Below are 13163 nucleotides of genomic sequence, written 5' to 3'. Positions count from 1 at the left end.
AGGATGGGCATATCGGAGGATCCGCCGGATCCGATGACGGATATAAGGAGGGGTAACAATGGCAGGCCAGGAGCAGCAGCAGCCGCAATCGCGCGACAGCCAGGTCGAAGAGGACATTCCTGAGGCACCGCCGGCGCCGCCGGAGGCACAGGCATCAGCATCGACTGAAGGCGTCGACGACCTCCTCGATGAGATCGACGGCGTCCTCGAATCCAATGCTGAAGAGTTCGTCCGGGCGTTCGTCCAAAAGGGCGGTCAGTAACCCGGATTCGGAGGCTGGCGGAAGCCGCGGAAGGCCCGAATCTGTACCGACGTTGAAGGACCACGTTCAAGGAGTGCATGAGTGCAGGAATCAACCGCCAACCAGGTAGCCGCCAACGCCACCTCGTCATTTACCGAACACCTGCAACGGGACCGGCCGGAGCTTCTTCCGTATGGCCGGTCCCTCCAGGCAGGCGTGCCGGCGGCTGCCCCCTTGCAGGTTCCGCATGCCACCACCATCGTGGCCATGAGTTACGACGGCGGTGTGCTGATGGCGGGGGACAGGCGCGCCACCATGGGCAACGTCATAGCCAGCAGGCGCATCGAAAAGGTCTTCCCCGCCGACCACTATTCCGTCCTGGGGATCGCCGGGACAGCGGGAATCGCCATCGACCTGACCAGGTTGTTCCAGGTGGAGCTTGAGCACTACGAGAAAATCGAGGGCACGCTCCTCAGCCTTGAAGGCAAGGCCAACAGGCTGGGCGCCATGATCCGGGGCAACCTTCCCCTTGCGATGCAGGGACTCGCTGTTGTGCCCCTCTTTGCCGGATTCGACACCAGCGCCGGTGTTGGCAGGCTCTTCTCCTATGACGTCACCGGCGGCCGGTACGAGGAACGTGAACACCACACTGTTGGATCCGGTTCGGTTTTTGCCCGCGGTGCCCTGAAGAAGCTCTGGCGGCCCAACCTCACGGCCGCCGACGCCGTCGCCGTCGCGGTTGAATCCCTCTACGACGCGGCCGACGACGACTCCGCCACCGGCGGTCCCGACACGGTGCGGCAGTTGTGGCCTGTCATCTACACCGTGGACAGTTCGGGCGCGCGGCGGGTGCCTGAAAGCGAGCTGGCTGCAGCATCGCGGAACGTGATCGAGGCGCGGACCATCGCTGGACGGGAGGCCTGAGATGACACAGCAGTTCTATGTTTCACCCGAACAGCTGATGAAGGACCGCGCGGATTTTGCCCGCAAAGGCATTGCCCGCGGCAGGTCCGTCGTGGTCATCAGCTGCGAGGACGGAATCGCCCTCGTCGCCGAGAACCCTTCACCGTCCCTGCATAAGATCGGCGAGATCTACGACAAAATCGCCTTCGCCGCCGTCGGAAAATACAACGAGTTCGAAAGCCTCCGCCAGGCCGGTGTCCGCTACGCCGATGTGCGCGGGTACTCCTACGACCGGGAGGACGTCACGGCAAGGGGACTGGCAAGCGTCTACGCGCAGAGCCTCGGAGCGGTGTTCACAGCGGAACAAAAGCCCTTCGAGGTGGAGCTGGCGGTGGCCGAGGTCGGCGCCACCCAGGCAGAAGACCACCTCTACCGGCTGACCTTTGACGGCTCCATCGCGGATGAACACTCCTTTGTTGTGATGGGCGGCCAGGCGGACAAAGTCTCCTCTGTCATTGGACAGGGCTGGCGCGGCTCCCTGAACTTCGCAGACGCAGTGCGCCTTGCCATCAACGGCCTGGTTCCCCCGGCAGAAGCGGAAGAACAGGCGAAATCACTTCCGGCTGGCGCGCTGGAAGTGGCAGTCCTGGACCGGCAATCAGAAACCATGCGCGGGTCCAGGCGCGCCTTCCGCCGGCTCAACGACGCGGACATCACTGCACTGCTGGCCTAGGAGGACTGGACACATGGACAAGAGGATCTTCGGCATCGAAACCGAATTCGGGATCTCATATTCGAGCCCGGACTCGAGGCCCCTCGCCCCCGAGGAAGTGGCCCGCTACCTCTTCCGCAAGGTGGTCAGCTGGGGGCGTTCATCCAATGTGTTCCTGACCAACGGCTCCAGGCTCTACCTCGATGTGGGATCCCACCCGGAATACGCCACCGCCGAATGCGACGACCTGGCGCAGCTCATCGCCCACGACAGGGCGGGCGAGCTGATCCTGGACGACCTCGTGGACGAGGCGCAGGCCCGGCTCGCAGCCGAAGGCTTCAACGGAACGGTGTACCTCTTCAAGAACAACACCGATTCCGCCGGAAACTCCTACGGCAGCCACGAGAACTACCTCATTCCGCGCCGCGGCGAGTTCTCCCGGCTCGCCGAGATCCTGATCCCGTTCCTGGTTACCCGCCAGCTGATAGCCGGCGCCGGAAAGATCCTGAAGACGCCCCACGGCGCAACGTACGCGTTCTCCCAGCGGGCCGACCACATCTGGGAGGGCGTTTCCTCTGCCACCACCAGGTCGCGTCCCATCATCAACACACGCGACGAGCCGCATGCTGACGCAGAGTTCTACCGCCGCCTCCACGTCATTGTGGGGGACTCGAACATGTCCGAAGCCACGGCCCTGATGAAGATCGGCACCGTGGACCTGGTCCTGCGCATGATCGAGGCAGGCGTGATCATGCGCGACATGAGGATGGAAAACCCCATCCGCAGCATCCGCGAGATCTCGCATGACCTCAGCGGCCGGGCATTGGTCCGCCTTGCCAACGGACGCCAGCTCACCGCACTCGAAATCCAGCAGGAGTACCTGACCAAGGTCACGGCATTCGTGAAGGAGCACGGCCCCCACAACCCGCACGTTCCGCTCATCCTCGACCTTTGGGAGCGGACACTCACGGCCATCGAAAGCGGTGACTTCCGCGGGATCGACACCGAAATCGACTGGGCCATCAAGAAGAAGCTCATGGACAAGTACCGTGAACGGCACGGCCTGGGGCTGGACGCCCCCCGGATAGCCCAGCTGGACCTTACCTACCATGACATCTCCCGCAGCCGCGGCCTCTATTACCTGCTGCAGTCACGCGGTGCGGTGCGCCGGATCGTGGACGATACAGTCATCAAGGACGCTGTGGACGTCCCCCCGCAGACCACACGTGCCAAGCTCCGCGGAGACTTTGTTCGCCGCGCACAGGAACTGGGACGGGACTACACCGTGGACTGGGTCCACCTGAAGCTGAACGACCGGGCACACCAGACAATCCTGTGCAAGGACCCCTTCCGCAGCGTCGATGAGCGCGTGGATGCCCTCCTTGAGTCTATGGGCTGACACCCAGCTTCAGGGGCTATTCTGGATAGGGCCCTTTAAAGGGACCCCGCGATGCCGGCCGTTGCCATGCGGAACATCGCATCCACCCTGCCCCGACGAAAGTTTTCTTACGTGCGCCGACTACTAGCAATCCTTCTTCCCGGTCTGCTGCTGCTGACCGCCTGCGGCGGTTCAACCGCAGAGCCGGAACCCACCAGCGTATCCGCCGGCGAGACTGCCAAGTTCGACTCCCTCAAACTGACCGACAACGGGGACAAGAAAGCCCCCGGCGTGGAATTCACCAAGCCATTGGAAGTGGCAGAACCCACCATCAAGGTCATCACCGAGGGTAGCGGCGAGACGGTAAAGGCAAACCAGGTCGCCAACATCTCCATTCTGGCCCTCAACGGCACTGACGGAAGTACCCTTGAGGACACTTTTCCCGGCGAGCCCGAACCCCTTGAGCTCAACGACGAACTGAAGACCAGCAGCGAAGTCATCTACAACGCGTTCGTTGGCGCCAAGGTGGGCTCCAGCCTGGCCCTCGCTGTCCCCGGACAGCAGAGTGCCCCGAGCCCCTCGGACGGGGCCAGCCCCAGCCCCTCCGCCGCCGCCCAGCCCACGCAGTTGCTGATTATCAAGGTCCTGTCCGCCGAGGACGTGGCGCCCGTACTGGAAAAGCCCGAGGGCGAGACCGTCACCCCGCCGGCGGGACTGCCCACCGTGTCCGAAAAGGACGGCGTCCCCGAGATCAACGTCGAGGGTGTGGCTGCCCCGACGGCCCTGGTTTCCCAGGACCTCATCAAGGGCACCGGCGCCACCGTGAAGGAATCCGACACCCTCACCGTGAACTACGTGGGCGTCACCCTTGAGGGCGGCACCAAATTCGACTCGAGCTTTGACCGCGGCGAACCCGCAAGCTTTCCGCTCACCGGTGTCATCAAGGGCTGGACCCAGGGCCTTGCCGGCAAGACGGTAGGTTCCCGCGTCCTCCTGGTCATCCCCAAGGATCTTGCCTACGGCGACGCTGGACAGGGTGAGGCCAAGGGAGATTTGGTGTTCGTAGTGGACATCCTCGGGGCTAAGTAGCAACACTTACAGGCGAAGCACCACCGGTTGCCGCCCTGCCGCGGCCGGTCCGCGGCTGCATCAACCAGCCGCACAGATAAAAGCAGCACAGACATCAAAGGAGCAACCATGTCATTCGGACAGCGTGAATTCGACCGCCAGAAGCCCGAGATCGACTTCCCGGAGGGTGATGTCCCCACGGAACTGGTCATCACCGACCTCATTGAGGGCGACGGACGCGAAGCCAAAGCCGGCGACACCGTTTCCACCCACTACGTCGGCGTAGCCTGGTCCACCGGCGAAGAGTTCGACGCCTCCTGGGGCCGGGGCGCCCCGCTGGACTTCCGCGTTGGCGTCGGCCAGGTCATCCAGGGCTGGGACCAGGGCCTGCTGGGCATGAAGGTGGGCGGCCGCCGCCGCCTGGAGATCCCCTCGGAGCTGGCCTACGGCTCCCGCGGCGCCGGCGGAGCCATCGCTCCGAACGAAGCCCTGATATTCGTGGTGGACCTCGTCGGAGTCCGCTAAAAAGGATTACCGGTAGCGTTAGAAGCGCGGCAGCACCAGGACGCAAAATCCTGGTGCTGCCGCGCTTTCTGCGTTCCGCCGCGGACTTTAGTAACGTAGCCAGAGTGCCCGTATCCCGAACTGAACGCCTCCTCAACCTGCTGATCGCACTCCTGAACACCCGGTATGGGCTGCGCCGCAGTGAGCTGCGCGAAAAGGTCTACCACGATTCTTCAGGCAATGACGTGGCTTTCGGCCGGATGTTCGAGCGGGACAAAAACGACCTGCGCCAGTTCGGGTTCGAGGTGGAAACCCTGACGGACATGGGGTGGAGCGAGGATGATCCTGCCACCACCCGTTACCGCATCGGCAAGGAATCCAACCGCCTTCCGGATGTCCAGCTGGGGCCGGACGAATGGACTGTCCTCCTCCTGGCCTCACAGCTGTGGGAGCGTGCCGCCCTTGGCACAGCCGCGCAGAGCGCCCTCCGGAAACTCCAGGCGTCAGGGCGCCTTGCCGACGTCGCCCTTCCCGCCGGCGTCCAGCCCCGCATCAAGCCGGCAGGACAGGCCTTCGACGACCTGGTCTCTGCACTGCACTCCCGACACCCGGTCACCTTCACATACCTTGCAGGCAGCACAGGCAACGAGGAGCTGCGGTCAGTGGAGCCGTGGGGCCTGGGCAGCCGGTTTGGCCAGTGGTACCTGGTAGGCCACGACCGCGGCCGGGAAGCACCGCGCCACTTCCGTCTTTCCCGCATCACCAGTGCTGTCACAACCCTGGACAAGGAGCTGTACACGCCACCGGCGGACTTCAACGTCCGGCAGGAGCTGGACCGCCTCCCTGAACTGCCGCTGCGCACCGCCGTCGTCGACGTCCGCGAAGGAAAGCTGCTGGCCCTGCGGCGGCGCAGTTCCGCGGAGGGTGGCACTGCTGGCAGGCGTGAGGCCCGCTACGAGCGGCTGTCCGTGCAGTACCGCGACCCCGAGGCACTGGCTGAGGAACTGGCCTCTTACGGACCGGATGCGCACGCCATAGCCCCGCCTGAGCTTGTGGCTGCCGTCCTCCGCAGGCTGCGCGCGGCTGCGGCGTTCAGCGCCCAGCCTGAGCCTCCGTACAGCTTCGGCACAGCCCGGGCCGCTGCTGTCCGCAAACGCACGTCCGAGGACCAGCTCAAGCGGATGCTGCAGCTGGTGCCCTTCCTGGTGCACAACCAGGGCCTGCACATCCAGGACGTGGCAGACCGGTTTGGCATCACCAGGAAGGAGCTGGAGGATGACCTGCAGATCCTGATCTGCTCCGGCCTGCCGGAGGGATACCCTGACGATCTCCTGGACATCCACTGGGACGACGACCACGTTTACATCACCCAGGACCTGGACCTGACAAAACCGGTCCGCTTCACCGTGGAGGAAGCCTGCGCCCTCCTGGCCGGGCTGGAGACCCTGAACGGGCTGCCGGAAGTGGCCGAGGGCGGCGTGCTGGAATCGGTGACCCTGAAGCTGCTGGCGGCCGCGGGTGAAGAAGGCCTCCGGGCGGCATCCCTTGCCGGGCCGGAAGTGGCACCCGCCGATGCTGCTACCCACGCCACGGTCAGGCAGGCCATCGAATCCCGCTCCCAGCTCCGCCTCCGGTACCTTTCGCCCCAGCGGGGCACCATCACCGAACGCGACGTGGACCCGTTCCGCCTGTTTTCGCTGGACAACACCTGGTACTTCGAGGCCTACTGCCACCTGGTGCGTAGCCTCCGGAACTTCCGCCTGGACCGTGTCCAGGAAGTGCACCCGAACGGTGCTCCCGTCCCGGAGGGCATCACGCCCACCGAAGGAGTTCCTGCCAGGCTCTTCACCGCCAGCGACGACGACACTACTGTCACCGTCCAGCTCACCCGGCAGGGGAGGGGGCTGGCAGACGACTACTACGCGGAACGCACCGCAGAGTTGCCCGACGGCGGGCTGGTGGCCGAGATCCGGTTCGGCACGACGGACTGGCTGCCGATGTTCGTGGCCCAGCATGGCGGTTCTGCCAGGATCCTGGCACCAGGTGAGCTGGCGGAGGCGTCCCGCAGGTGGTTGGCGGCATCCTTGGCCAGGTACGGCGGCTAGACTTCTCAGCATGCCTTGGTGGTCCTGGATCCTGATATGGGTGGCGCTCGTTGCGCTCTTACTGCTCTTCTATGTCTTGTTGGGCATTCGCCTGTTTCGCCAGTTCATGGCGACCGTCAAGGATTTGGGGGCAGCCGGCGAGAAGCTGGGGCACCTGGGCCCCATGGCTATGCCGGACGCTGCAGATCCTGCAACGCCCCCGCCGGGTGCGGCGGTTTTTGCCTCGCCCACGCTCATGCGACATGATTACGAGGCATCCAAGTCGTCCCGACGGGAAATGCGCCGCCTGCGACGAGTGCAGCGCAAGAAAGACCGGGGCCAACCGCAGGCGCTCGGCGATCTCGACTTTACTTAGAAGTAAAATGAACTTAGACGAAAGGATTTCCCGTGGGAAGACTCTTTGATGGCCCCTGGCCCATCGTAATTATCATTGTTGTTGCTTTGCTTCTCTTTGCCGCACCGAAACTTCCGGCCATGGCGCGCAGCCTTGGACAGTCCATGCGGATCATCAAATCCGAGGTCAAGGAAATGAAGAACGACGGCAAGCCCGAGTCCACCGACCCTTCAGGCCCGGTGGAGGGAACCATCGTCAACCACCCCAAGGCGCAGCCCGGCGAGCCGACCGACGGCACTGACGTTCCGCCGTCGAACCGCGCCTGACCCCCAGTGGCACTGTCGCGGGCCCGTAAAGCCAACCCCGAGGGGCGGATGGCTCTTTGGGACCACCTCAAAGAGCTGAAGAACCGGCTGATCAAGTCGGCCATCGGCGTCGTCATTGGCGGCATCGGAGGATGGATACTTTACGATCCGCTGCTGAAAGCCCTGGCCGATCCGGTCAACCGCATCTCCCAGCAGACGGGCGGGCTTTCGGCAATTAACTTTGGGACCATCGCGTCCCCCTTCGACTTCAAACTCCAGATGTCGCTGCTGATTGGCGTGGTGATTTCCAGCCCGATCTGGATTTACCAGTTGTGGGCCTTCATCACGCCCGGCCTCACGTCCAAGGAGCGCCGGTACACGCTGGGGTACATGGCGGCTGCGGTCCCGCTGTTCCTGGCCGGAATCTGGGCAGGCTGGCTTGTGGTCCCGCAGGTGGTCAGGGCACTCACCCAGTTCACTCCGGACGGTTCGTCCAGCGTCATCGATGCGCGCACCTACATCGAGTTCGTCACCCGGATGGTCCTGGTGCTGGGCATCGCCTTCCTGGTGCCGGTGGTCCTGGTGGGCATCAACATGGCCGGTGTCATCTCGGGGCAGACCATCCTCAAGGCCTGGCGCATCACCGTTTTCCTGGTGTTCGTCCTTGCCGCCATTGCCGCTCCCGGAGCCGACGCCATTTCGATGTTCATGCTGGCAGGGCCGCTGCTGGTGCTGTTCTTTGCAGCAATCGGCATTTGTCTCATGAACGACAAGCGCCGGGCCCGCCGGGAGGCCAAGCGGGCAGCTGAAACAGACGCAACAGCAGACATCGCCACCCCGGGCAGCGAGCTGAAGAACCTCTAGGCGCCCGTTAGGCTTGGGATATGTCCTCCAACACCGGGCCTTCTTCCTCTGGACCGTTCACTCCCGGCCCCACTGACTTCGAAGAGCTTTCCCCCGCAGAGCGGTACCAGGCCAGCGCCGAACGCAGGGCCGAAGCAGCGACGTACCTTGGAGCGTTCGTCCGCACTCTCGACTTCGAGCTGGACGATTTCCAGCGGAAGTCCTGTCACTCCCTGCAGGAGGGCAGGGGAGTGCTGGTGGCGGCCCCCACTGGAGCCGGGAAAACGATCGTCGGGGAATTCGCCATCTACCTCGCCCTGGAGCGTGGCCTCAAGGCGTTCTACACCACCCCGATCAAGGCCCTCAGCAACCAGAAATTCACCGAGCTTGCCGAGAAGTACGGCGCCGGGAACGTAGGCCTGCTCACCGGCGACACAAGCATCAACGGCGACGCGCCCGTCGTCGTGATGACCACGGAAGTCCTCCGGAACATGCTGTACGCGGACTCGGCAACCCTTGACGACCTCGGCTATGTGGTGATGGATGAGGTCCATTACCTCGCCGACCGCTTCCGCGGCGCCGTCTGGGAGGAAGTCATCATCCACCTTCCCAGCGAGGTGCAGGTTGTCTCACTCAGCGCCACCGTCTCCAACGCCGAGGAGTTCGGCGCGTGGCTGGACACCGTGCGCGGCGACACCGACATCATCGTCTCCGAGCACCGGCCGGTACCCCTGTGGCAGCACGTGATGGTGGGCCGCCAGGTCATGGATCTGTTTGCCGGGGAAACCACCTTCGATGAAATCGCCCCGCCCGTGGACGGCGACGGGACGCAGCCGGTCCCGTCTGCTGACGGCGCCAAGGGGCGCGGCTTCGACGTCAATCCCGACCTCCTGAAGGTGGCGCGCAGCGAAATCCAGCAGAATTTCCGCAGCCGCCAGGGAGGACCGGGAGGGCGTGGCCAGCGCGGAAGACGCGGCAATGACCGGCCCGGCCGTGGCGGGGACGAGCGGGGTGTGCGCCCGGCCAGCCGGCCGCAGGTCATCGCAAGCCTTGACCGCATGGACCTGCTGCCTGCTATCACCTTCATCTTTTCCAGGGCGGGCTGTGACGCTGCGGTGGCGCAGTGTGTGGGGTCCGGGCTGTGGCTCACCACGGAGAGGGAACAGAGCATCATTGCCCAGCGCGTTGATGAGGCCGGGCAGGACATTCCGCCCGATGACCTGGACGTCCTGGGCTTCTGGACCTGGCGTGACGGCCTGATCCGCGGCTTCGCAGCACACCACGCCGGCATGCTCCCCACGTTCAAAGAAGTGGTGGAGAAGCTTTTCGCTGACGGTTTGGTCAAGGCGGTGTTCGCCACGGAAACGCTGGCACTGGGCGTCAACATGCCTGCCCGTTCCGTGGTGCTCGAGAAGCTGGACAAGTTTAACGGCGAAGCCCACGTGGATATCACGGCAGGGGAGTACACCCAGCTGACCGGCCGTGCCGGCCGCCGCGGCATCGACGTGGAGGGCCACGCCGTGGTGCTGTGGCAGCCTGGAACGGATCCGACGGCGGTCGCCGGCCTTGCGTCGCGGCGCACCTACCCGCTGAACTCGAGTTTCCGGCCCACCTACAACATGAGCATCAACCTCCTGGCACAGTTTGGCCGGGCAAGGGCCCGTGAGATTTTAGAGTCCTCGTTTGCACAGTTCCAGGCTGACCGTTCCGTTGTGGGATTGGCGCGGCAGGTGCGCAGCCGGGAGGAGTCGCTGGCCGGGTACGCAAAGTCCATGACCTGCCATCTGGGTGACTTCACCGAGTACGCACGGCTGCGCAGGGAACTGTCCGACGCCGAAAACGCCGGCTCCCGCACCAAGTCCCGCGTACGGAAGTCGCTCAGTGACGATTCGCTGGCCCGGCTGCTGCCGGGTGACGTGGTGGACGTTCCCGGCGGGAGGGCACCTGGTCCGGCTATTGTGCTCAGTTCGGACCACACCAGCCGGGAGCCACGGCCGGCCGTCCTGACGCTGGACAACCAACTGCGCAGGATTGGGACCGACGACCTGGAGGGACCCATCGCTCCGGTGACGCGCATCCGCATTCCCAAGTCCTTCAACGCCAAAGTGCCCAAGTCCCGCCGGGACCTGGCCTCGTCGGCCCGGAATGCACTGCGCGAAAACCGGCCGCCCGCACCGGGCAATAACCGCAACAACGACTTTGGCCTCGCCACCGCCCTGCCTGACCAGGAAAAGCGCATTGCGGACCTCCGCCGCGCGCTCCGCGCCCACCCGTGCCATGGCTGCAGCGAGCGCGAAGACCATGCCCGCTGGTCCGAGCGCTGGTGGAAGCTCCGCCGTGAAACCGACGGGCTGGTCCGGCAGATCCAGGGCAGGACCAACACAATTGCCAAGACCTTTGACCGCGTCTGTGATGTCCTTTCCACCTACGGGTACCTTGAACAGGCAGCGGACGGGCGGCTCTCCATCAGCCCTGACGGCCAGCGTCTCCGGCGGATTTACGGTGAAAAGGACCTGCTGATTTCCCAGTCGCTGCGGCTTGGCGCGTTCGATGACCTGGACGCAGTGGAGGTTGCGGCCCTCGCCAGCGTGCTGGTGTACCAGGCGAAACGCGAAGACCGGGGGCTGAGGCCACGGATGCCCAGCATTTCGCTGGAGACATCGGTGGATATCGTCGTCCGTGAATGGTCCGCGCTTGAGGATGTGGAAGAGGACAAGAAGCTTCCGCTGACCGGCGAACCTGAACTGGGGCTTGTCTGGCCTGTCTATAAGTGGGCCAAGGGCCGGCATCTGCAGGACGTCCTTAGCGGCACAGACCTGGCCGCGGGTGACTTTGTCCGCTGGGTGAAGCAGGTTGTGGACCTTCTGGACCAGCTCGCCAAGATCCCCGGGCTGGATCCCCGCCTGGCCAGGCTCTGTGCCGAGGCCATCTCCCTGATCCGCCGCGGTGTCGTGGCTTATTCCTCCGTCCTCTGACCAGCAACGCCGGCTGCCCGCCGGCGCGCCCCAACGCCAGGAGCACTGCCCCGTATGTCCCAACCTGAACCGCTGCCCGTCCCGCGCACAAAAACAGTCCTCTACCGGAACGGCTCCGTCTACACCGCCGCCGACCCCTTTGCCACGGCAATGGTGGTGGATGGCGGCACGGTGGCCTGGGTGGGATCCGAACAGGCGGCCACCTCCATCGCGGACAGCTCCATGGAAATCATCGATCTCCGCGGCGCCCTCGTGACGCCAGGGTTCGTGGACTCCCACATCCACCTGACCGAGACGGGCATCGCGCTGGACTCCCTCCGGCTGGGCGGAATCCGGTCAGCCAGGGAGTTGCTCGACGCCGTGGCTGCTGTCCCCGGTGACGGGCCTGTCCTGGGCCACGGCTGGGACGAGACCGCCTGGCCGGACAGCAGCCTCCCCACCGCCGCTGAACTGGAGCGGGCATCAGCGGGACGGCCGGTGTACCTGTCCCGGGTGGACGTGCACTCCGCGCTGATTTCCGGGTCACTCGCCGATGCGGCCGGAGTCAGTCAGTTGGACGGGTTCGACGGCGGCGCCAGGGTCCGCCGGGCCGCGCACACGGCCGCCCGGCAGGCAACCCGGCGCCAGCCCGAAGAAGCGTTGAAGCGCCACCAGGCGCGGGCTTTGTCCGAAGCTGCAGCCAACGGTTACGTGGCAGTAGCGGAAATGGGGGCACCGCATATCGGCGGTGTGGAGGACCTCCGGCTGGCTGGGGCCTGGAACAGCGGCGCGCCCGGAACCGCAGGCGTCCCCGAGGTCCTGCCCTATTGGGGGGAACTGGCCACCTCGGAAGAGCACGTCCGCAACCTCCTGGACCAGTTTGGCTTCCCGGTGCGGGGGCTCGCCGGCGACCTGAACATCGATGGCTCCGTGGGCTCCCGGACAGCTGCCCTGCGGTCCGGCTACAGCGATGCTCCTGAGGAACAGGGCAACCTCTACCTCAGCGTGGAAGAGGCCGCGGCGCATCTGGCGGCGTGCTCGCTTGCCGGAGTCCAGGGTGGTTTCCACGTCATTGGCGACGCCGGGCTGGACGCCGCGCTGGACGCGCTGGCACTGGCAGCCAAGGAAGTGGGTGAGCAGCGGCTGCGCGCTGCCTGGCACCGCTTTGAACACGTGGAGATGATTGATTCCGCCGCCGTCGAGGTGTTGTCCCGGTATGCCGTGACGGTCAGTGCCCAGCCATCGTTTGACGCCGCCTGGGGAGGACCGGGAGCTCTGTATGAGCAGAGGCTGGGGGAGCGGAGCCGGTCCATGAACCCGTTCGCCACCCTCTACGCAGCCGGGGTGCCCGTCTGCTTCGGCAGCGACAGCCCCGTGACGCCGCTGCGCCCCTGGTCCAGCGTGAGGGCGTGCCTGGAGCACCACAACGAGGATGAGCGGATCTCCGCCCGTGCCGCCTTCCTGGGCCACACGCGTGCGGGCTGGCGGGCGGCGAAGTACTCCGATCCGATGGCCGGCCAGCTGGTACCGGGGGCACCGGCGAGTTTCGCTGTGTGGGAGGTTGAGGAACTGATGGTCCAGGTCGCCGACGGGCGGGTCCAGTCCTGGAGCACCGACCCGCGGGCGCGAACGCCGCTGCTGCCTGCACTCGATACCGGCAGTGACCCGGTGTGCCTGCAGACGGTCCGCAACGGCGTCGAACTTTACGCAAGCCCGGCGCTGCGGTCCTGACCGGACCGCTGCCGTCCTATAATTGATAGTTGCGCCCTCCGCCGATCCGTTCGCAGCCGGGCGCACTGACCATTTCCCCCAGGAA

12 protein-coding genes are annotated in these 13163 nt (G+C 65.1%); all 12 read left to right on the top strand.

The annotated features are described in order from the left end of the window. The first annotated feature begins 58 nt into the window (after nt 1-58). The 12 genes from IEX43_RS02495 (at nt 59) to IEX43_RS02440 (ending at nt 13078) form a co-directional block, all read left to right on the top strand. Nucleotides 59-262 (top strand): ubiquitin-like protein Pup, encoded by a 204-nt coding sequence (locus IEX43_RS02495; RefSeq protein ID WP_104187137.1) that lies wholly within the window; start codon nt 59-61, stop codon nt 260-262. An 81-nt stretch (nt 263-343) separates the two neighbouring features. Next, complete coding sequence (gene prcB, locus IEX43_RS02490) at nt 344-1165, top strand: proteasome subunit beta (protein WP_188808907.1); 822 nt, start codon at nt 344-346, stop codon at nt 1163-1165. Between the two features lies 1 nt (nt 1166). Further along, nucleotides 1167-1877 (top strand): proteasome subunit alpha, encoded by a 711-nt coding sequence (gene prcA, locus IEX43_RS02485; protein WP_188808906.1) that lies wholly within the window; start codon nt 1167-1169, stop codon nt 1875-1877. Nucleotides 1878-1890: 13 nt separating this feature from the next. Next, a complete protein-coding gene (pafA, locus tag IEX43_RS02480; protein ID WP_188808905.1) occupies nt 1891-3255 on the top strand; it encodes a Pup--protein ligase in 1365 nt (454 codons plus the stop codon). A gap of 111 nt (nt 3256-3366) precedes the next feature. Continuing rightward, entirely contained in the window at nt 3367-4323 is a 957-nt protein-coding gene (locus tag IEX43_RS02475) for an FKBP-type peptidyl-prolyl cis-trans isomerase (RefSeq protein ID WP_188808904.1), read from the top strand. Between the two features lie 108 nt (nt 4324-4431). Beyond that, nucleotides 4432-4827, top strand: a complete 396-nt coding sequence (locus IEX43_RS02470) for an FKBP-type peptidyl-prolyl cis-trans isomerase (RefSeq protein ID WP_066275847.1) — start codon at nt 4432-4434, stop codon at nt 4825-4827. A gap of 104 nt (nt 4828-4931) precedes the next feature. Next, on the top strand, nt 4932-6911 hold the full coding sequence (locus tag IEX43_RS02465; RefSeq protein WP_188808903.1) for a helix-turn-helix transcriptional regulator: 1980 nt from the start codon (nt 4932-4934) through the stop codon (nt 6909-6911). A gap of 10 nt (nt 6912-6921) precedes the next feature. Then, on the top strand, nt 6922-7266 hold the full coding sequence (locus IEX43_RS02460; protein ID WP_188808902.1) for a hypothetical protein: 345 nt from the start codon (nt 6922-6924) through the stop codon (nt 7264-7266). A gap of 32 nt (nt 7267-7298) precedes the next feature. Next, nucleotides 7299-7571: a Sec-independent protein translocase subunit TatA gene (gene tatA, locus IEX43_RS02455; RefSeq protein WP_104187125.1), complete on the top strand. Its 273-nt coding sequence runs from the start codon at nt 7299-7301 to the stop codon at nt 7569-7571. A gap of 48 nt (nt 7572-7619) precedes the next feature. Next, nucleotides 7620-8414 carry a twin-arginine translocase subunit TatC gene (gene tatC / locus IEX43_RS02450; RefSeq protein ID WP_104187123.1) on the top strand — a complete coding sequence of 265 codons (795 nt, stop codon included), beginning with the start codon at nt 7620-7622 and terminating at the stop codon, nt 8412-8414. Nucleotides 8415-8434: 20 nt separating this feature from the next. Then, on the top strand, nt 8435-11368 hold the full coding sequence (locus tag IEX43_RS02445) for a DEAD/DEAH box helicase (protein ID WP_188808901.1): 2934 nt from the start codon (nt 8435-8437) through the stop codon (nt 11366-11368). 54 nt (nt 11369-11422) lie between these two features. Next, entirely contained in the window at nt 11423-13078 is a 1656-nt protein-coding gene (locus IEX43_RS02440) for an amidohydrolase (RefSeq protein WP_188808900.1), read from the top strand. The last annotated feature ends 85 nt before the right edge of the window (nt 13079-13163 follow it).

Origin of the sequence: Pseudarthrobacter polychromogenes (assembly GCF_014644495.1) — a bacterium.
Lineage (GTDB): Bacteria > Actinomycetota > Actinomycetes > Actinomycetales > Micrococcaceae > Arthrobacter > Arthrobacter polychromogenes.
The sequence above is the reverse complement of the archived record's forward strand: the minus strand, read 5'-3'. Positions and strand labels throughout refer to the sequence as shown.